The organism is Pristimantibacillus sp. PTI5 (genome assembly GCF_048572955.1).
Taxonomy (GTDB): Bacteria; Bacillota; Bacilli; order Paenibacillales; family Paenibacillaceae; genus Pristimantibacillus.
In genome coordinates this window covers 412,514-432,137 of record NZ_CP183886.1, presented here as the reverse complement: position 1 = coordinate 432,137, position 19,624 = coordinate 412,514, and the positions used below count along the sequence as shown (strand labels likewise).

General features: G+C 47.8%; 17 protein-coding genes. 15 read left to right on the top strand and 2 right to left on the bottom strand.

The annotated features are described in order from the left end of the window. Nucleotides 1-84: 84 nt before the first annotated feature. Nucleotides 85-1,263: a styrene monooxygenase/indole monooxygenase family protein gene (locus ACN6MW_RS02310; protein ID WP_419874041.1), complete on the top strand. Its 1,179-nt coding sequence runs from the start codon at nt 85-87 to the stop codon at nt 1,261-1,263. Between the two features lie 201 nt (nt 1,264-1,464). Continuing rightward, the gene (locus ACN6MW_RS02305; protein ID WP_419874040.1) at nt 1,465-1,827 is read left to right on the top strand and encodes a YmaF family protein; all 363 of its coding nucleotides are present in this window, start codon (nt 1,465-1,467) and stop codon (nt 1,825-1,827) included. A gap of 80 nt (nt 1,828-1,907) precedes the next feature. Here the strand turns inward: ACN6MW_RS02305 and ACN6MW_RS02300 are convergent, their stop codons facing one another. Further along, nucleotides 1,908-3,038: a Gfo/Idh/MocA family protein gene (locus ACN6MW_RS02300; RefSeq protein WP_419874039.1), complete on the bottom strand. Its 1,131-nt coding sequence runs from the start codon at nt 3,036-3,038 to the stop codon at nt 1,908-1,910. A gap of 162 nt (nt 3,039-3,200) precedes the next feature. Here ACN6MW_RS02300 and ACN6MW_RS02295 point away from each other — a divergent pair, with 162 nt between their 5' ends. Then, a complete protein-coding gene (locus ACN6MW_RS02295) occupies nt 3,201-3,527 on the top strand; it encodes a winged helix-turn-helix transcriptional regulator (RefSeq protein ID WP_419874038.1) in 327 nt (108 codons plus the stop codon). A gap of 3 nt (nt 3,528-3,530) precedes the next feature. Here the strand turns inward: ACN6MW_RS02295 and ACN6MW_RS02290 are convergent, their stop codons facing one another. Beyond that, nucleotides 3,531-4,505: an aldo/keto reductase gene (locus tag ACN6MW_RS02290; protein ID WP_419874037.1), complete on the bottom strand. Its 975-nt coding sequence runs from the start codon at nt 4,503-4,505 to the stop codon at nt 3,531-3,533. A gap of 225 nt (nt 4,506-4,730) precedes the next feature. Between ACN6MW_RS02290 and ACN6MW_RS02285 the strand changes: the two genes are divergently transcribed. The 12 genes from ACN6MW_RS02285 (at nt 4,731) to ACN6MW_RS02230 (ending at nt 19,595) form a co-directional block, all read left to right on the top strand. Beyond that, nucleotides 4,731-5,975, top strand: a complete 1,245-nt coding sequence (locus ACN6MW_RS02285; RefSeq protein WP_419874036.1) for an MFS transporter — start codon at nt 4,731-4,733, stop codon at nt 5,973-5,975. After that, on the top strand, nt 5,972-6,490 hold the full coding sequence (locus tag ACN6MW_RS02280; protein WP_419874035.1) for a GNAT family N-acetyltransferase: 519 nt from the start codon (nt 5,972-5,974) through the stop codon (nt 6,488-6,490). The genes ACN6MW_RS02285 and ACN6MW_RS02280 overlap by 4 nt, the downstream gene beginning before the upstream one ends. A gap of 196 nt (nt 6,491-6,686) precedes the next feature. Beyond that, complete coding sequence (locus tag ACN6MW_RS02275; RefSeq protein ID WP_419874034.1) at nt 6,687-8,222, top strand: sugar ABC transporter ATP-binding protein; 1,536 nt, start codon at nt 6,687-6,689, stop codon at nt 8,220-8,222. Continuing rightward, nucleotides 8,194-9,204, top strand: coding sequence for an ABC transporter permease (locus ACN6MW_RS02270; RefSeq protein ID WP_364149524.1), 1,011 nt, complete (start codon nt 8,194-8,196; stop codon nt 9,202-9,204). Before ACN6MW_RS02275 ends, ACN6MW_RS02270 begins: the two co-directional genes overlap by 29 nt. Further along, on the top strand, nt 9,201-10,229 hold the full coding sequence (gene yjfF, locus ACN6MW_RS02265) for a galactofuranose ABC transporter, permease protein YjfF (RefSeq protein WP_419874033.1): 1,029 nt from the start codon (nt 9,201-9,203) through the stop codon (nt 10,227-10,229). Before ACN6MW_RS02270 ends, yjfF begins: the two co-directional genes overlap by 4 nt. A 70-nt stretch (nt 10,230-10,299) precedes the next feature. Further along, nucleotides 10,300-11,352 carry an ABC transporter substrate-binding protein gene (locus ACN6MW_RS02260; RefSeq protein WP_419874032.1) on the top strand — a complete coding sequence of 351 codons (1,053 nt, stop codon included), beginning with the start codon at nt 10,300-10,302 and terminating at the stop codon, nt 11,350-11,352. A gap of 119 nt (nt 11,353-11,471) precedes the next feature. After that, complete coding sequence (locus ACN6MW_RS02255) at nt 11,472-13,244, top strand: cache domain-containing sensor histidine kinase (protein WP_419874031.1); 1,773 nt, start codon at nt 11,472-11,474, stop codon at nt 13,242-13,244. Between the two features lie 24 nt (nt 13,245-13,268). Then, on the top strand, nt 13,269-14,480 hold the full coding sequence (locus tag ACN6MW_RS02250; RefSeq protein WP_419874030.1) for a response regulator transcription factor: 1,212 nt from the start codon (nt 13,269-13,271) through the stop codon (nt 14,478-14,480). After that, on the top strand, nt 14,477-16,363 hold the full coding sequence (locus tag ACN6MW_RS02245; RefSeq protein ID WP_419874029.1) for a substrate-binding domain-containing protein: 1,887 nt from the start codon (nt 14,477-14,479) through the stop codon (nt 16,361-16,363). Before ACN6MW_RS02250 ends, ACN6MW_RS02245 begins: the two co-directional genes overlap by 4 nt. Before the next feature lie 94 nt (nt 16,364-16,457). Beyond that, entirely contained in the window at nt 16,458-17,618 is a 1,161-nt protein-coding gene (locus ACN6MW_RS02240) for a sn-glycerol-1-phosphate dehydrogenase (RefSeq protein WP_419874028.1), read from the top strand. A gap of 283 nt (nt 17,619-17,901) precedes the next feature. After that, nucleotides 17,902-18,495 carry a hypothetical protein gene (locus tag ACN6MW_RS02235; protein ID WP_419874027.1) on the top strand — a complete coding sequence of 198 codons (594 nt, stop codon included), beginning with the start codon at nt 17,902-17,904 and terminating at the stop codon, nt 18,493-18,495. Nucleotides 18,496-18,716: 221 nt separating this feature from the next. Continuing rightward, nucleotides 18,717-19,595, top strand: a complete 879-nt coding sequence (locus tag ACN6MW_RS02230; protein WP_419874026.1) for a hypothetical protein — start codon at nt 18,717-18,719, stop codon at nt 19,593-19,595. Nucleotides 19,596-19,624: the final 29 nt, after the last annotated feature.

The following is a 19,624-nucleotide window of genomic DNA, read 5'->3' as shown; positions in this document are numbered from 1 at the left end:
TTCTTCACAATATAGGTAGAAATTCCCTTTTGGCTCAAGAAAATTTTCTGTATCATTACAGAAAACCTTAAAGGGGGAGATGAAATGATGAAAAAACGGATTGGAATTATCGGTACCGGTACGGCAGGGCTTCAGCTGGCCTATTCTTTGAAAAACGATTTTGACGTGACTCTGTTTCACTATGAGGAACCGGATGAGGTCCGCCATGGAAGAATTCGATCGACCCAGGTCCATTTCCATCCGACTTTGGATCGTGAGCAGCGGTTCCAAATGCCGGGCACGGATACTGCCCCTTCCATTCAAACGATTCACTTCAGCATGGGACAGCAAAAATTGTTTGTGGGGAAGCTCGCAGGTGCGGCAACGTCTGTTGATCAGCGCATGGCCTATTCTAAGGCGATGGACGATTTGGTTCAGCAAGGCGTAAACTTTCGTAAGACCCGCGTAGCACGGGATGAGATTCATGCCTTGGCTGAATCATTTGACCTGTTGATTGATTCATCCGGCAAATCAGGCCCGCTGCCAGCCTTCCCCGTTGAAGCCGGGCTCTCGCCATTCCTTGCGCCGCAGCGTAAATGTATCGTTGGTTATTTTAAGGGGGTAGCCCCGGTAGAGCCTGAGGGGATTTCCATCACGGTAGTTCCGGGAGCCGGCGAAATGTTTGAAATTCCCGCGTTAACGGAACAAGGAGCGGTTACGATTTTATTCATAGAGGCATTGCCTGAGGGCATGTTGGATGTTTTTAAACCGGTAAAAAGCGCTCAAGCTTTCGAGGAACAGATGAAAAGCATGCTACGGGACCATTTCCCGGAGATTTACAGTCGCGTTGATTTGGATCGTTTTGCTCTGGCGAATGAGACGTCTTATCTCCAGACAGCGGTTACCCCGGTGGTTCACAGGCCCTATCTGATGCTGAACGGTACTTTGGTACTGGGCTGCGGTGACAGTGTGTTTCTAGGTGACCCCATCACGGGTCAGGGCTGCAATACGGCCTCCTATTGCGCGGAGCAATTATATGAGACGCTTATAGCATACAAGGAATCCGCTTGGGATGAAAAAGTTGGAATCGATTATTGGAGCCGCACTCGCCCCTATGTGGCGGAAGTGACGGAATGGACCAATGCGATGACCGGACCGATGCCTGAACACATCGTGCAAATGCTTTTAAAGGCAGCCGCGGACCAACAAGCTGCCGATCAAATCGCCCATTGGTTTGAGCAACCGAAGAAAGCTCATGAAGCTTTCTTTCAACAAACGTATTAAAGCTATCCCTTATCGTATAATGGAAATGCAAGGCTGCCGGATGATCGGCGGCCTTTTCTCATTTTAAGGGCAGATCCATGCAATGAAATCAGCCTATCATCTCAAAAAAAAATTAGAGTCATCGATAGCTGCCTAGCACTTATCTTTGTTTGCCTTAATAGAATGTGGTGAGTCACATCATCATTAGGAGGCATGCCACAAATGAAAAAAAAGAAATCTACCGTATGGAAGAATACAAAAATTTGCAAAAAAATACAGCGCCATGTCCATGAATTTGAAGGAAGCACTAAACTGGCTGAAGAAGGCGCTGATCGACATAACCATCGCTTTGCAGGAGTTACAGGGCAAGCGATTCGAGTAGGAAAAAGCCATGTCCATGTAATTGATCTCACGAAAACGGATTTCTTTAACCATTTCCATAAGCTGAAAAAGATTGTAACAGGGCCTGCCATTCCGGTCGGAAATGGAAAACACGTACATTTTGTAACGGGCCAAACCACATTAAATGACGGCCATGTGCACCAATTTAAATTCGCAACATTGATTCAAGAACCTCTTGTTTAATGGATAAAAGCTGAAAAAAGATCATCCGACCTGGGTGATCTTTTTCTTATTGCCCTTCGCAAACCGTTCGAGGGCATCTTTTATAATAATGGCAATTTACGTTCAGGTATCATTTCTTTAACTACGGTATCTTCATAAGCATGTCTAACTCCATTCATCACATCCTCTACCTTAACCGGTTGACCGATTAACGCCGATTCCAGCGCGGCAAAAACAATGCTAAGAGCCTCAAGCCCTCGTTCGCCGCTGGAAATCGGGACTTTCTGGTCAGTGATTGCTTCCCACAATTCCACATAGGAGTGTGCAAACGGATGTGCCGCTATTTCGGGTGCGTATTGCATGATTAAGTCTCCAACGGGAATGGTCTGACCATTTGCCAGAGCAATATGTTTCCCGGGACGAAAACAGCCTTTGCTGCCATATATCCAAACGCCGCCCATACCTTCTCCATGTGCAGCCGTACTGCACATCCAATGCCCCAAACCGCCGTTATCAAAACGAAAAACGGTGACGCTTGTGTCTTCTCCTGTCGGGCGGATCGTCGTATTACCGTCGCTCAATTCTTTTTCAAATATTTCTGTATAAGCAAATACTTCACGGATAGGACCGTTCACTTCTGTAAACATATGCGTGCGGTGAACGCCGTGATCGTTAATCCAGCCTGCGCCAGCCCTTCCTTTAAAATGCCGCCAGGCGGTGCCTGCGAAAAAAGTCCGGTGCAAGGTAACCGTCGCATAATCCATTAGTAGATTTACGGAACCGATGATTCCATCCTTAATCGCTCTGGCCATCGCCACGTTCTCTGCGCCTAAAACGCTCGGTTCGGAGACGGTTAACACCCGGCCGTACTTTTTGGCATCTGCCAGAATTTTTCGTCCATAAAATGGTGAAATGGCCAGCGGCTTTTGCATTTGTACATGGATGCCGGCGGCAAAACAATCTTCCGCCACAATGTGATGCAAATCATGATCCAACAAAATAGAAACCGCATCTACATTTTCTTCGTCTATCATTTTTTTATAGTCCGTATATACCGTTGGACGTTTACCAAGCCGTTTTTCCGCAGTTGCAGCAAATGCATTTGCCCTATTCTCATTTAGGTCGCAAACGGCCGATAATTCGAATGTATCCCGGTTTGCTTTCTTTAATTCTTCCAGTCCTTCTAAATGAGCAGTCGATATAACTCCACAGCCAATAAATCCAATGTTCATCGTATATCTCCTCCGAATGAAAAGCCATTCAGCCTTTTCATTTTTATTTATAGTAGATAATAATAGAAATACATTTTCTTAACCAATTGGGTATCGTATAATAAAGTTCGAAATTAAAGCATGATAAAAAATCCAGGATTCCATACCAAAGGAGAGATTCGATTGGAAGAGGCAGAGAATCAAGCAGTCCATAAGCGTTGTTCAATAGAGAAATCTCTTGATATTGTTGGCGGGAAATGGTCTTTTCTTGTCATAAGGGAAATGATGTTTCATGAGAAAAAAAGATTCGGCGAATTAAAGCAAGCCGTTTGCGGGGTTAGTTCCAAATCATTGACCGATACGCTCCGGCATCTTGAAAATAATGGAGTCATTACCCGAACGGCTTATCCAACCGTCCCTATGACGGTAGAGTATGCACTTACAGAGAAGGGACATGCCCTGCACGCCATTATTCACGAAATGAAGAAATGGGGAAATGAGTGGTCTTAGGTGTCATTCGTGAAGAAAGTAACTAATCATTGAGATTTCCTCATCGGTGAGCGGCTTGCCGGCGGCATAGGCATTTGATTCCGCCTGACGGGCATTTTTAAATCCGGGTATGACGCAAGCATTTGGAGATTGAGCCAGAGGATACTGAATCGCAACCCGAACCAAATCCTGCACCTCATAACCGAAACGCTCTTTAATCGGCTGCAATTTACTGCGAATCTCGAGCAAACGTTCTCTTGTGTAGGATTCATTGTTTGCGCGAATATCTCCATCGCCGAACTGAGGAGGGTGATTCGGATCAAACTTATCCAGCAGCAGCCCTTGCGCTAGCGGCCCAAAAAGCACGATCCCGAGATTTTGTTCTTCCGCCCAGCGGAACAGGTTGGTTTCAGGCAGATCAAAGTGGTTCCCGAACGCATTATAATGAAATTGCAGCACGTCTGGACGTGTGAAAGGACATACTCTCATGAAATCCGCGTAACTATAGGCAGATTGGCCAATTACGCGAACCTTTCCTTCTTTTTGCAATTGGCGCATTGTATCAGCCGCTTCTTCAAGATATTGATCATTAGGACCAAAATTCGTGTTATGAAAATAATAAATATCTAAGTAATCCGTACCCAAATTAGTAAGTGACTGTTCGATTTGGTGGCGGATGTGAACGGGCTGCATCGCATTAGGAGCTGTACCCTTGAACCAGCCTACTTTTGAAGCAACAATAACCGATTCGCGCGGAATTTCCTGCAAAAATTGACCGATTACCCTTTCAGAATGGCCATCGCCATATACATCGGCTGTATCATAATGATTGATTCCTAGGGCATAGGACCTGCGTAATCCCGCAAGTGATTCCTTGTCATCATTACCCGACCAACCCACCGGGCTTCCGTCTCGCCAAGAAGGTCCGCCAATTGCCCAGCAACCCAAACTAACCTCACTAACCCGTAGTCCGGAACGGCCTAATACACGATATTCCATGGAAAATACCACCCATCTAATAAATGAATTTGGTTTATCTGTTTGGATATTTGTTCCAGTAAGCGTTGGACATAAATTCGTCAATCTGCAAATACAACATAAAACAAAATGGAATAACTGAAAAGTAGGCACATTTTGTTTACCTGATTACCTAAAGGTTACTGTTGCGATCCTATGGATCTCAAATTTAATAACAGCTGCAAGTTTATAGGATGGAGGAGGAAGATGCTCGGCTTATCCAAGTTACCCAAAAACGCGCGGGGCTGTTTGCTCTACGAGCCCTTTTTTCTAATTCCCTACAGTATGTTCAGCACGTATGCCACGATATATATGTTCGAGATGGGGATGAACGAAACGGCGATCGGCTGGATTACGACGCTGACTCTGCTCGTTCAGGTTTTCTCATCCTTCATTAGCGGTTATTTAACCGACAGGCTTGGCAGGAAATGGGCGCTGCTTTATTTTGACGTGCTAAGCTGGACGGTGGGTACCCTGTTGTGGGCGGTATCGCAAAATATATGGTTTTTTATAGCGGCGGCTATCGTGAACGGGTTTCAAAGGGTGCCGCATACCGCGTTTTACTGCTTGCTCGTTGAGGACACTGCCCCAAAGGACAGGACGTACGTCTTTTCGGTTCTCCAGTTTGTCGGCATGCTGGGCGGCTTATTTGCACCGCTCGGAGGTTTGCTAGTCGCCCACTACGGTCTTATTCCGGGAACACGGATCATGTATTTTCTCGCATGCGTCTGCATGACCATCCAATTCATCGGCCGCCATTTTGCCACCAGTGAAACGGAGATCGGTCTTCGCAAAATGGAGGAAACCCGCAGCGTAGGCTTGCTGGCCGGATTGCGGGAATACAAAGGGGTTATCCGCGAGATGACAGGGAATGGACCGCTGCTGCTGATTTTTGGGGTCTACATTCTGTTCCAGTTTCAGCTCACGCTCAAAAGCACTTATTTATCGCTCTTCTTTGTCGATCATCTTCATTTAGACAGCGGCATCGTATCGATATTTCCGGCTGTAACCTCCGTGTTCATGCTGCTATCTATGTGGCTGCTGCTGCCCCGGCTGGGAAATGACAAGCTTCATACGATTATGCTTTGGGGCTTTTTTATTTCGCTCTTATCGAATCTGGTACTGGTTTTATCCCTTCCGGGCATGATGTTCTGGCTGATCTTCAGTACGATTCTTGCTGCGGTGGGGACGATGATGACATACCCCTATCTGGAAGCGGCTGTTGCAAACGCGATCGACGACGAAAACCGCGCAAGCATATTTGCCATGCTCTCGGTTCTGATTCTGCTTGTCATTTCGCCGTCCGGCATTATCGGAGGCTGGGCTTACAAATGGGATCCGACCATGCCATTCCTGCTGATAGTCCTTTCATTTGCGGCGAGTATAATATTGCTGTTCATGTACAAGAGGATCGCTGGACGTGCAGCTGAGGAGGGACGGGGAACAAGATGAATGAGGAAATGAATTTGGAAATCCGCCGTTTAGGAAAAGAAGATATTTTAGACCTCAAAACACTCATGCTCGACGTAATGTCCCGGCTGCCGTCACAAGATCATTTTGCGATGGACGAAGAGGATTATTTTCATGACTATGTCCTCGAAAATGGAGAAATCTATGGAGCCTATCTTGGCGGGAGCCTTGCTGCCTATTCTGTGTTGACTTTCCCAAAGCGGAGCGAGCATAATCTCGGAAGGGAATTCTGGGTGCCGGAGAGCGAGTTATCTCACGCGGCGTTTTTGGAAGCAACCGTAGTTCATGAATCGGCTCGCGGGCGCGGTTTACAAAGGCATTTCCATCGGCTGCGTGAAAAAAGAGCCAGGGAGAACGGCTGCCGTTACCTCTTTTCAACGGCGCATCCTGACAATCATGTCAGCATTCGAAACTTAGAATCCGAAGGATTTAGCCTTGCATTTACTCGCCTTATGTATGGAGGAAAACCCAGGCATTGTTATGTAAAACGCTTATAATACGCGGAACATGAAATAAGCAGCGGAAGTCCAGGACTGTATTTACGAGTCCAGGACTTCCGCTGCTTATTTGTTTTTAACGATGGTTTCAACCTTCTAAATGTCCGAAATGTTAAAAAAAAGACCTATATTTCTAAATACGGACAGGTGCCGTTTTTTCTACAATTGGAGGTGAAACTGGAAAGAGGTGAAGGTCATGGGCACAGATTACGTGCTGCATATGAAAGGGATAAGCAAATCGTTTCCTGGCGTTAAGGCGCTGTCGAATGTTGATTTTGGACTGAGGAAGGGTGAAATCCATGCCCTGATGGGGGAAAACGGTGCCGGGAAATCAACGTTAATTAAAGTTGCGACCGGCGTACACAAGTGGGATTCAGGTGAGGTGAAACTGTCCGGCAGGCCGATCTCGCCCAAATCTCCGCTTGAAGCACAGCAGCTTGGCATCAGCACGGTATATCAAGAGGTTAATTTATGCGCCAATCTAAGCGTTGCGGAAAATATTTATATCGGACGCCATCCGCGAAAACGCGGATTAATCGATTGGGAAAAAATGTACCACGAAAGCGAACGTCTGCTGGAGCGGCTTGACCTTGCCATTGATGTGAAGCAGCCGTTATCGCATTACTCGGTAGCCATCCAGCAGATGGTCGCCATTGCCAGAGCGGTTGATATTTCAAACGGCATTCTTATTTTGGATGAGCCGACCTCCAGCCTCGATGCGAATGAAGTAAAGCAGCTGTTCAAGGTCATGCGCAAGCTGAAGCAGGAGGGCATGGGCATCGTATTCGTCACCCATTTTCTCGACCAGGTGTATGAGGTGACTGACCGAATAACGGTGCTTCGCAACGGTACGCTCGTGGGAGAGTACGTAACGAAGGATTTGTCCAAAACAGAGCTGGTATCGCATATGATTGGACGCGAATGGAGCACCGAGGAAGCCGCTGGAAAACGGGCAGTGGAACGTATTGCCGGCGAAAACTTCCTAAATGCCAGCTCGCTTGGCAAAAGGGGAAGCATCAATCCGATTGATCTTCAAATCGGCAAAGGCGAGGTGCTGGGCCTTGCAGGGCTTTTGGGTTCGGGCAGAACCGAAATCGCAAAGCTGATATTCGGCATCGACAAAGCGGATGAAGGAACACTGACCATTGATGGTGAACAGATTTCGTCGATGTTTCCGCAGAAAGCGATTCAGAAAGGGCTCGGCTTCACGCCGGAAGACCGCAAGGTTGCAGGGATCGTAGGAGAGCTGACCATCCGTGAGAATATCGTATTGGCGCTGCAAGCCCGCAAAGGCCTGTTCTCGTTCATTCCGCTGCGCAAGCAGAAGGAGATCGCGAATAAGTATATCGAGCTGTTAAAGATAAAAACCCCAAGCGCAGAGCAGAAGATTGAGAACCTGAGCGGGGGCAATCAGCAGAAAGTGATTTTGGCGAGATGGCTTGCCACGCAGCCTAAGCTGCTCATTCTGGACGAGCCGACTCGCGGTATCGATGTTGGCTCGAAGATGGAGATACGCAAGCTCATTCTCGATTTGGCGGCAACCGGCATTTCCATTCTCATTATTTCTGCAGAGCTCGAGGAAATCGTGCAATGCTGCAATCGAATCGTCGTGCTGCGTGACCGCATTAAGATTGGCGAGGTTACGGGAGCGAATATGCGCGAGAATGTCATCATGGAAATGATTGCGAAGGGAGCGGAATTGTATGGCGGGTCTGACGGGATTGGCGCTTAATTTAGGAAAGCAGAAGATCATTTGGCCGATCCTAGCGATCGTTGTTTTATTTTTGTTTAACTTGATTGTTATTCCTGATTTCTTCAGGATGGAGTGGAAGGACGGCCATTTATTCGGTAATCTCATCGATATTTTGAAGAACGGTTCACCGCTCATCATTATCGCGATTGGGATGACCTTGGTTATCGCGAAGGAGGGCATTGATATTTCGGTTGGTTCGGTGCTTGCCATTTCGGGGGCGATCGCGGTATTTATGCTCGATGGATATCCGCTCTGGCTTGTGGTTCTGGTTGGGATCGGGGCAGGTTTATTATGCGGATTATGGAACGGCATGCTCGTGGCTATCCTCGGCATTCAGCCGATGGTAGCTACCTTGATCCTTTTGACCATCGGCCGCGGAATCGCCCAGCTTATTACGGGCGGGCAGGTACTTACGACAAGCGACAAAGCCTTCCAGTTCATAGGAAAAGGGCATTTGCTTGGACTGCCGTTCCCGTTGTTTCTCGCAATGGGCGTGTTCCTCATCGTTTATCTCTTCAAAACGCGTACCGCATTCGGCTTGTTTCTCGAGGCGGCAGGCGGCAACAAAACGGCGAGCAGCTATGCGGGCATCCGTCCGAAGGTTATCTTTATGACGGCGTATACCATTACCGGAATTTGCGCCGGGATCGCGGGTATTATCATTAGCGCAAACGTAGCGAGCGCCGATGCGAACAATGCGGGATTATGGATTGAGCTCGATGCGATTTTGGCCGTCGTCATTGGCGGAACCTCGATGCGGGGCGGACGCTTTTATCTAGGCGGAACGATCGTCGGCGCCTTGTTTATCCAGAGTTTGACAACCACGATTTATTCCTTGGGCGTTGAGCCCTCCAGTATTTTACTCGTGAAGGCGGTTGTCGTCATTGTCGTATGTTTGATTCAATCCGACATGTTCAGGCAGTCGTTTAAATTGGCGAAAAAGAAGGTGGCAGCACAATGAAACAGTTCTCTCTAAAAATTAGTCACAATAACATTATTGTTTTGGCGACGCTGCTGCTTTTATTCATATTGTATGGATCAGGGGCAGCCCTTTACACCGGTTTTTTCTCGATGCAGGTTTTCCTGAATCTTTTTATTGATAATGCCTATCTGATTATCGTCGCGACGGGAATGGCATTCGTCATTATTAAGGGCGGTATCGATTTATCCGTAGCGTCGGTTGTGGCGCTCATCAGCATGGTTTCCGCCGGCTTGTTCGAGCAGGGAGCGAACGCGTTGGCCGTGACGGTCGTTGCGCTGTTAATCGGTACGCTGTTCGGCGCAGGGCAAGGTTATTTGATCCAGCGGTTTCAGCTTCACCCTTGGATCGTAACGCTTGCGGGCATGTTTCTTGCCAGGGGAATCAGCTTTCTGATCAGTACGGAGAGCATCGTCATCAGCAATCCAACCTACGTGAAGCTGTCCCAGTACAAGATTCATCTGTGGGGCGATAATTTTATCACGATTAGTGTCCTCGTTGCGGCAGCGGTGGTCGTAGCCGCGATATTGATCGGCCGTTATTCCTCGTTCGGAAGAGCGGTATACGCCATTGGCGGCAGCGAGAAATCAGCGGTTTTGATGGGCTTGCCCGTTGCAAAAACAACGATACTCGTCTATACCTTAAGCGGCTTGTTCTCGGCGATTGGCGGCGTAGTCTTCACTTTGTATATGCTGTCCGGCTATTCGCTGCATTTAATGGGCATGGAAATGGATGCGATCGCGGCCTGCGTAATCGGCGGGATTTTATTGACCGGCGGATTCGGTTATTTGATCGGGCCGACGCTTGGGGTGCTATGCACAGGCATCATTCAGACGATCATCATGTTCCAAGGCACGTTAAGCTCCTGGTGGACAAAGATTACGATTGGATTTTTATTATTTCTTTTCATGGCATTTCAACGAATTATCGTGATGAGAAAAGAAAAAAGCGCATTGCCTGCTGCCAAAAATAAACCGAAATTTGAAAATAAAGTCGTTAATTTATAAATACAGACCGATTATAAAATTTGTATATTTAACGTGTAGCCATTACAAGTTCGAAAGGGAGGAAGTAAGGATGAACAGAAAGAAACCGTTTTTCATGACCATGCTTGCTACGATTATGCTGGTAGGTTTAATCGCTGGCTGTGGCAGCAACAGCAACAATGGGGGGAACAAACCGGCAAGCGGAAATGCGACTAACGAGCCGAAAACAGAAAATGCGGCAACCGAAGCACCGCCCGCGGCCGATAAGAAGCTTGTAGTCGGCTTTGCCCAAATCGGTGCCGAAAGCGGTTGGCGCGATGCGGAGACGGATTCGGTTAAAGCAACGTTTGGCGAGGATCCGGGCTTTGAGCTGAAATTTTCGGATGCGCAGCAAAAACAAGAAAACCAAATAAAAGCCATTCGTACCTTCATCGCTCAGAAAGTAGACGCAATCGGACTTGCGCCGGTTGTAGAATCAGGCTGGGAAACGGTTTTGAAGGAAGCGAAAGATGCTAACATCCCGGTATTCTTGCTTGATCGCGGCATTACGAAAGGCAACGAAGACCTGTATGTATCCTTCATCGGCTCCGACTTTATTCTAGAAGGTCAAAATGCCGCAAAATGGATGATCGAGGAATTCGGCACAGGCGCGCAAGTAAACATTGTTCAGCTTGAAGGCACTGTTGGAGCAAGCGCAGCGAATGACCGTAAAAAAGGCTTTGAGGATGCAATCGCTGGCGAAGCCGGCTACAAAATCGTATATTCCCAAACCGGTGAATTCACACGCGCCAAAGGCAAAGAAGTTATGGAAGCTTATTTGAAAAAGGATAAAAACATCCAAGTCGTATATGCTCACAATGACGACATGGCCCTAGGCGCTATTCAAGCGATCGAAGAAGCGGGCTTGAAACCGGGCACTGATATTAAAATCATCGGCGTGGACGGCATTAAAGCCGCTTTCGAAGCGATTGCGGAAGGGAAAATGAACGTCACCGTTGAATGTAATCCGCTGCTAGGACCGCAATTGAAGCAAGCTATCCTTGATTACAAAGCGGGCAAAACGCTCGAAAAATGGATCAAATCCGATGAGGATGTATATTTTGGCCAAAAAGCAATCGATGCATTGCCTAACCGTAAATATTAATTTATAAGTTAATGGAAAAGTAAGGAAAATACGAAACTATTCAAGAGAAATTTCTCTTTTATAGTTTCGTTTTTTGAATTAATATGTAAATAGATCATTATTTTATAAGGACGGATTAGATGTCTATGCTGAGCGGTTTATTTGCGAATAGAAGTATCCGTTTCAAGCTTTTGTTTTATTTCGTCATCATAACTTTATTTTCAATTTTGGCGCTCAGCTTTTTGGGCAGCACGCTGTATAAGAATGCGATCGAAGAGGAAACGAATGCACACACGGTGCAGATGATGGACCAGGTTAAAAATCATATTGAAGTATACATACAAGAAATGGACAACATCATTTATTATCTGTCGCAGGATACGTCGGTGATTCAGTTTATGAGGTGGACCAATACGGAATCCGTTCATCTCGACCGTTTGGAAGATGAGGTGCGAAAGCTTCAGGGGGTTTATATTGAGAAGCATGTTGAAATCGCTGGGGCAATGATTGTAAGCGGTAACAATCAGTTCGCCAGCAGCGGGCTGGAGCAAATAACGAGGGATCCGATGACGGATGAGCAGTGGTATAAAAAAGCCGTTCTTGCCCCGGATCACATCCACTTGTTCAGCCACCCGATCGGCAGAAATATTAGAGCAGAGCAAAATCTAAGCGCCGATCAGGTACTATCGTTCGTTAGAGCGGTAAAGGATCCGCAAACCGGCAATGTGCTGGGGGTTATTCTGATCGATATGAAACTCGATATCATTCAGGATATCGTGGAGTCGGCCTCGCTTGGCAAAAGCGGCTTTATCTTCATTATGGATGAAAGCGGCGGAGTCGTTTACTCTCCCGTAAACCCGATCGTATATCGCATATCCGGACAATGGATGGAAGGGCGTTCGGGCAAGGTTTTTCGCTATATTGACGATCTGGAATACCAAATGATCTATAACACGTTTCCGGAATTTGATTGGCGCATCGTCGGCGTATTCCCGCTGAAGGAATCGCTGCAGGTCGTTGCCGATATTCAATTTTATACGGTCATCATTGCGCTGGTTACCTTGCTTCTTGCCTTTCTGGCTTCCCTATACTTTACGAACTCAATCGTTCGTCCCGTAGGCAAGCTGCGCAGTTTAATGAAGAAGGTTGAAGAGGGCGAGCTGCATCTGCGTTTTCCGAGCAAGACCAAGGATGAAATCGGACAGCTGGGCAACAGCTTTAATAATATGGTGCAGGAAATCGACAATTTGATTCATCTGGTTTATTTGGAGCAAAAAGAAAAACGCGAGGCAGAGCTGAAAATTTTACAGGCGCAAATCAAGCCTCATTTTCTCTACAATACGCTGGATACGATACAGTGGATGGCACAGGACCGGGATGCGGACGATATCGTCGATATTGTCGTCGCGCTCACTCATTTGTTCCGGATCAGTCTCAGCAAGGGACGGGAGGTCATTCCGCTCAGCGACGAGATGCAGCATGTCGAGAGCTATCTGATCATCCAAATGGCCAGGTATGAGGATAAGCTATCCTACACGATCGATATCCCGAAGGAGCTGGAGTCGCAGAACGTGCTCAAAATCATTTTGCAGCCGCTTGTCGAGAATGCGATTTATCATGGCATCAAGGCTAAGCTTGGCGTGGGCAAGATTCTGATTTCAGGCTACAAGGAGGACAATAAGCTGGTACTCGTTGTCGCGGATGACGGGATCGGGTTTGAACCCGAAAGGCTGGCCCAAATGAATGAATCGTTCCATGCCATCAGACAGAGCAGCGAGGATCGGGGTTATGGCTTGTATAACGTGAATGAGAGAATCAAGCTTTCGCACGGGTCCGGCTACGGGCTGACCATCGAGAGCGAACGTGGACAGGGATCTAAAATCATGGTTAGACTTCCATTAATGCTTGGATAATTTTGAATGGCGGGTGGTAATCACATGTGGAAGCTGCTTATTGCAGATGATGAGCCGAAGATTCGAAGGGGGCTCGCAAAGGTGCTGCCTTGGGAAGAGCTGGGCATCGAGCTGGTCGGCGAAGCCGAGAACGGTTTGGAAGCGCTTGAGCTTGCGGCAGAACGAAAACCGGATATTTTGTTCGTCGATATTTGCATGCCCTTTGTTGACGGATTAGAGTTCATCGAGAGGCTGCGGCAAACGCTGGAACGCTGCATCGTGATTGTGATCTCCGGACATGATGAATTCCGGTATGCGCAGCAGGCGGTAAAGCTTCATGTCTTTGAATATATGCTGAAGCCAGTCGTGAAGGCCAAATTGGAGGGCGTCGTCCGGAAAGCGATTAGCGAGCTCGAACAAGAACGGGATAAGGAGCGGAAAATGGTATGGATGGATCAGCAGCTCAAAACAAATTCCATCGCCATCCGAGATTCGTTTTTGTTGAAATGGCTGGATGGCATCGTAGCCCCGGAGGAAATTCACGGCCAAACGGCTTTTTTAAAACTAGGCTGGGCAGGGGCCGTCGGATTAATTGCGTTTAAAGTCATCCAGAATGTGGAATCCGGCAAGTCTATGCGGGTATGGGACCGGGATTTACTAGAGTTTGCATTAAAAAACATTACCGAGGACCTGCTCGCTGCCGAAGGAGCCAGGAATCACGTGGTTCTCAATGACAAGAAAGGCCATATTGTCGTGTTAGGCAGTATTGATAACTATGCGAGGTGGCTGCTGCTAGGCACGAAGATCCAAGACAAGATGGAGTCGCTGCTGGAGAAGACCATTATCGTTGAACAGCAGGCAGCAGAATCAGCCGATATGCTGCCAGCCCTGCACCGAACCTTATTGAAGGAGCTTGGCCAAAAAGGAAGCTTGTCCCCCATCGTTATTTTGACCAAAAAATTTATCGATCGGAATTATGGCATGCCCGCATTGACGCTTGGCGATGTGGCGGAAGGCGTACAGGTTAGCCCTACTTATTTAAGCAAGCAGCTCAAGCGCGAGCTGGGTCTTTCATTTATTGATTATTTGACAGAGGTGCGTATTCGCAAAGCGATTCAGCTTATGAGCGATCCTTTATATAAGGTTTATGAAATTGCGGAGAAGGTTGGGTACAGCAGCCAGCATTATTTTAGCAGCGCGTTTAAGAAGGTGACCGGGACCTCTCCCATGGTTTACAAGAAAGGAATACGGTCATGATCGGAAGGAATGCTTTTAGGTTTATTCTTATTATTGCGCTGTTTATTGCCGCGGCTCTGCTCCTGCGTTCTTGCATTTTGAATTCTGAGAACCCAGGTAAAGAAAGCGATATCGGCTATAAGTATTTGATAGGTGTGTCGCAGCCGAATTTAAGCGAGCCTTGGCGCGTTGCCATGAATGAGGAGATCGAGCAGGAAGTCGGGAAGCACGGAGACATGCGCGTCATCTTTACCGATGCGGCGCAAAGCAGCGACCAGCAGGCGCAGGATGTAAAGAAACTGATGGGTTACGGCATAGACCTGCTTATTATTTCGCTCGATGATCCGGTCGCGCTAACGCCAACGGTAAGCTCCGTTTACAAGGATATTCCCGTAATTGTGCTGGGACGGGGTGTCGCGGGTTATGATTACACGCTCTATGTCGGAACGGATGATGAAATGATCGGCAGGAAAGCAGGCGAATTCGCAAGGGAGACCTTGGGGGCATCCGGCGGAAAAGTCGTTGAAATGCAAGGATTAGCAGGCTCGCCAACCGTCGAAGAACGCAGCAAGGGTTTCCGGGACGCGATTCAGGATTCAAAGCTGAGCATTGTCCAGACGATGAACGGGGATTGGCAGCGTGACTTGGCTGAGGATTTATTGGTTAGCTGGTTAAAGGAGAATCACGACGTTGATTTAATATTTGCCCAAAATGAGGCTATGGCGCTTGGGGCTTATCGAGCGCTGCAAAAGCTTAACATGAACCATGTCAATATTATAGGCATTGACGGGGTTAATTCCGAGAACGGGAGCTTGCAGCTCGTATCGAAGAACAAGCTGACCGGAACCTTTACGAGTCCGCCGGGCGGCAAGGAAGCGATTCAGTATGCGATTGATATTTTGAACAAGGAAAAGGGCATTCCGAAGAAGATTATTTTGCGGAGCCAGAAAATAACAGATCAATCCACGGTTAACAGCGAATTGCTTAATTCGCCGTCCCCTGATCCATCGCCGGACCAAACTGATGCTCCGCTCGTTGTGGGGTTTGCGCAGGTAGGGATGGAGAGCGGATGGCGGATTGCGCATACGAAATCGGTTATTGATGCTGCGAAGGAGGCTGGCGTAGAGCTGCTTTATGAGAATGCCGAGCAATCGCAGGATAAGCAAATCGAGCTTATTCGCCGGTTTATTAAGCGGAAGGTCGATGTGATTGCTTTCTCGCCTAAGACGGAAACCGGTTGGGATGAGGTACTGAAAGAGGCGAAGGAAGCGGGAATACCGGTTATTTTATCGGACCGCGAGGTCAACGTCAGCGATGATACCCTTTGGACGGCTTATATTGGATCGGACTTTCGCGAAGAGGGACGACGTGCAGCAAGATGGCTTATTCAACAGGCTGAGGAAGGAGAAAGCAATCCAATCGTTGAACTTCAAGGCACGCAGCATTCCGCTCCGGCAGTCGGGCGCAAGCAGGGGTTTAGGGAAGTTATCCAGACCGATAAGAACTTTACGATGCTTGAGTCGCTGCAGGGAGACTTCACGAAGAAGCAGGGAAAAGAACTAATGGCTGCGGCATTAGCTCGGCAGGGCTCCAAGATCAAGGTCGTTTATTCCCATAATGACGATATGGCGCTGGGTGCCATTGAGGCCATTGAAGATTTCGGTTTGCGGCCGGGAAAGGATATTATCATTATTTCCGTTGACGCGACCAAATCTGCGCTTAAAGCGCTCAGTATCGGCAAGCTGAGCTTTGCGGTGGAATGTAATGCGCTGCTTGGACCTCAGCTGATGAAAGCCGTCAAGGATTTATCGGAGGGCAAGGAGCTGCCAATGAAAATCATCACGTCCGAAGGCGTGTTTACGCAGGAATCCGCCAAAACCGCGCTGGCAAGCCGAGAATATTGATTCAAAGAGCTTTGGCATTCTCGTCCGCATAAGTTGACAAGCCCAGCTCCGCGAGAGCAGAATAAAGCATACCCTAGTGAAAAGAGGCGATGCTATGTCATCCTTGATCGAAAGAGTCAAACAGATTGCAGCAGGCTTTGACGAAGAAACGCTGCGGTCGATTGAAATAAATCCATTGCTCGTCGAAGCGGGCGCCATTCAAGAGGTTGCTCCTTATTTGAAGGAACGGCTGTATACCCAGGTTGTTATCGCGGCGGATGCGATTACCTATGGCATCGCGGGTGAGACGCTTGAGGAAGCGATAGCTGCGCTCGGCATTGCCGTTCAGGTTACGCTCATTAAGCCTGATCGCCAAGGTGACGTGATTGCCGACGAAGCCTCGATCGTGCAGCTGCTGCTCGATATCCAGCAGAAAAATGCCCAGGTTGTCGTTGCCGCCGGCTCGGGTACGATCCATGATATTTCCAGGTATGCCGCGTATACGGCGGGCATTCCTTTTGTATCGGTTCCGACTGCACCGTCGGTCGACGGTTTTAATTCCAAGGGTGCTCCAATCATCATCCGTGGCGAGAAGAAGACCATTGCCGCCATCGGGCCCGATGCGATATTCGCAGACCTGGACATTCTATCAAAAGCTCCGGCTGCAATGGTAGCGGCAGGCTTTGGCGATATGCTGGGCAAATATACCTCGTTATTCGATTGGAGCTTTGGCGCATCAGAAGGCGGCGAGCCGTATTCGGAAGAGGTAGCGGAAATTACGCGAATCGCGCTTCATAAATGCGTTGAGCATGTCGAGCAAATTGCCAGCCGCGATCAAGACGGTATTCGTATATTAATAGAGGCACTTATTGAATCCGGACTCGCTATGTTATTGTTCGGACAGTCGCATTCAGCGTCAGGTGCCGAGCATCATCTTTCGCATTATTGGGAGATGGAATATATTCGCCTTGGCAAAAGACAGCTTCTGCATGGCGCCAAAGTCGGCGTAGCCTGCGCGGAAATTTCCAAGCTTTATCACCGCCTCGCATCGGAGGAAGCAGGGCTTGCCTTTACGGCTAACCCGGAGAAGGTGAGGGAAGCGATAGCGGCTCTTCCGGATGAAACGATGATTAGAGGTTGGCTGAAGCGGGTCGGCGGACCGTCGACGACAGAGGAGCTAGGCGTAGATGCAGAGCTGCTGATGCGAAGCCTGCAGGAAGCCCATCAGGTAAGACCGAATCGCTACACCTTATTGCGCGCTTTAAACGCGGTTTAACATATGAAATCAAACGGCTTCGTCCTTGTGTGCGGGATGGAGCCGTTTTTTTCACAAAGATATAAAAATTAAGGTGCGGTACCGCGAGAGTCAACAAACCATCCTATTTTATTCTTTTTTACATATATAAATCCCCATATTTGGGGTCATTATCGAATACATACGAATTAGAAATAGACTGATTTAATATTCTAACAAGCAGGGAGGTGTAATTACTTCTCGAATACCTTAGTTAATCGGAAATTATTATCAATCTCTAAGCATTTACTCGGAGGTGTTATCTATGGGAATGGATTTTACTGCGTATATGTCACATAACCTTAACGAAACTGATATACTAGAGTTATGCATTGATTTAAATGAAAACAGTTCTCGATTCCCATTCATTCGTGAGTTTATTGACACACTTTTACCCTTTAATCCAGAGGATATTGATAGGAAGTGGCGTATTACTCATGATAGTCTAGGCGGAACAATTAGCTTGGACGGCCCCTGTGGAATATCTCTCACATTGTCAGAGAAAGTATGTTACTTTCATCATTATTTTAGATGGAGAGGATTTTTAGTAGATACCGAAATCCAACAGTGGCTGAGGAATGTAAGCTACGGATTTATGAAAATATTTAACTCTTCATTTGTTATTTATGTTCCAGATAATGCTGCGAAAGAATCGGCGATTATGGATTTCATCTGGGAAGATGAAAATAAAGATATTAATTATATAAGAGAATGGCTATTAAAGCACTGTGGGATACCAAAAGATAATATCACCGATATTTATAAAGAGTATGAAGATTATTGGGCTTCAGAAGGATATTATATTGATGATTTTAATGATAAACAAGAGACTCATAAAAGTTCAAACTCGAATTCATAAAACAACGGAACGTACTATAGTTGATCCACAAGGAGTAGTTTGCTGCGGCAGCTGCTCCTTTTCTTTAATCAGCTAACGGTCATTTTACGTTAATGTTCCAGCTCTAATTACAGTCGGAGGATGCAGCTATGCGTCCATCGCATAAGTTCCAGTTTGGTTCCCCCTCCAGATTGCAACTCTTCTATAAAACCGTCCGTCTATAAGAACGGGAGGGTGATCGAATGAAAAGAATCCGTCCGCTGAGGGCGATGCTGATCCTGTCCTTAGCTGCCGCGATGACCGGCTGCGGCACGAAAACGAACGAACTGGCGAAGGTGCAAACGCCGGAGCAGGGCGCTGCTCTAACCGAAATTCAAGCAAGCGCCGGATCCGGCGGCGGGATCGAGATCCCGAGCATCGATTTGCCGGACCAGAATCTCGAGAATGCGGATATGATCGGTCTTGTCGTCTACCAAGGCCGGATCTATACGCAGACGAGTACCAAGATTTCGCCGGAGGACGCGGCGATGCTCGTAGGCGACAAGCTCGGCCGGACGATCGGAACGATCGACGAGTGGAGCAAGCAGGACGCCTTCGCCACCGAATTTGCTTCCAGCATCGGGCAGGTCGACATGTACACAGTAACGGGGTACGACCCGAAGTTTCGCATTATGTCGTATGAACAATTGGATAATGGCGACGTCATCACGGAGTTCTACGAATGCCTGAGCGGCATTCGTGTATACAGCGGAAAGGATGTCTTCGGCCTGCTTCGGCTAGATGGACGGATTCAATCGGCCGAGTGGGAATCGTTTAACAGCTGGAATTACGGCAAAGAAGAGAAGCAGGCGCTGCAATCGGATACCGCAGCAATCTCCGACTTTCTAGCGGCGCTCGGCGAAGCTAAGCCGATTAAGCAGGAGGAGCTGCAGAAAGAAGGTATTTTCGATGAGCCTGAGCAACGTTTCCTTCATCTGCGGCTTACGGATCAGAGCGTCGTCACGCTTCGCTTGTTCCAGAACGGTTATGTTTGGTATTCGACCGCCCGTCTGTTCTTCCGGGTGGAGCAGAAAGCGTTCGAACTGTTGTGGCAGCTGATGCCGGACGAGGTGTCTCATTAAAAATGAAAAAGCCCGGGCATTGTGGTCAA

Excerpts from the sequence above, each read along its gene's own strand:
- ACN6MW_RS02290 (WP_419874037.1), bottom strand. The coding sequence starts at position 4,505 with ATGGAATATCGTGTATTAGGCCGTTCCGGACTACGGGTTAGTGAGGTT.
- ACN6MW_RS02250 (WP_419874030.1), top strand. The coding sequence starts at position 13,269 with ATGTGGAAGCTGCTTATTGCAGATGATGAGCCGAAGATTCGAAGGGGG.
- ACN6MW_RS02245 (WP_419874029.1), top strand. The coding sequence starts at position 14,477 with ATGATCGGAAGGAATGCTTTTAGGTTTATTCTTATTATTGCGCTGTTT.
- ACN6MW_RS02305 (WP_419874040.1), top strand. The coding sequence starts at position 1,465 with ATGAAAAAAAAGAAATCTACCGTATGGAAGAATACAAAAATTTGCAAA.
- ACN6MW_RS02275 (WP_419874034.1), top strand. The coding sequence starts at position 6,687 with ATGGGCACAGATTACGTGCTGCATATGAAAGGGATAAGCAAATCGTTT.
- ACN6MW_RS02300 (WP_419874039.1), bottom strand. The coding sequence starts at position 3,038 with ATGAACATTGGATTTATTGGCTGTGGAGTTATATCGACTGCTCATTTA.
- ACN6MW_RS02235 (WP_419874027.1), top strand. The coding sequence starts at position 17,902 with ATGGGAATGGATTTTACTGCGTATATGTCACATAACCTTAACGAAACT.
- ACN6MW_RS02240 (WP_419874028.1), top strand. The coding sequence starts at position 16,458 with ATGTCATCCTTGATCGAAAGAGTCAAACAGATTGCAGCAGGCTTTGAC.
- ACN6MW_RS02285 (WP_419874036.1), top strand. The coding sequence starts at position 4,731 with ATGCTCGGCTTATCCAAGTTACCCAAAAACGCGCGGGGCTGTTTGCTC.
- ACN6MW_RS02255 (WP_419874031.1), top strand. The coding sequence starts at position 11,472 with ATGTCTATGCTGAGCGGTTTATTTGCGAATAGAAGTATCCGTTTCAAG.
- ACN6MW_RS02260 (WP_419874032.1), top strand. The coding sequence starts at position 10,300 with ATGAACAGAAAGAAACCGTTTTTCATGACCATGCTTGCTACGATTATG.
- ACN6MW_RS02270 (WP_364149524.1), top strand. The coding sequence starts at position 8,194 with ATGGCGGGTCTGACGGGATTGGCGCTTAATTTAGGAAAGCAGAAGATC.
- ACN6MW_RS02280 (WP_419874035.1), top strand. The coding sequence starts at position 5,972 with ATGAATGAGGAAATGAATTTGGAAATCCGCCGTTTAGGAAAAGAAGAT.
- ACN6MW_RS02230 (WP_419874026.1), top strand. The coding sequence starts at position 18,717 with ATGAAAAGAATCCGTCCGCTGAGGGCGATGCTGATCCTGTCCTTAGCT.
- ACN6MW_RS02310 (WP_419874041.1), top strand. The coding sequence starts at position 85 with ATGATGAAAAAACGGATTGGAATTATCGGTACCGGTACGGCAGGGCTT.
- yjfF (WP_419874033.1), top strand. The coding sequence starts at position 9,201 with ATGAAACAGTTCTCTCTAAAAATTAGTCACAATAACATTATTGTTTTG.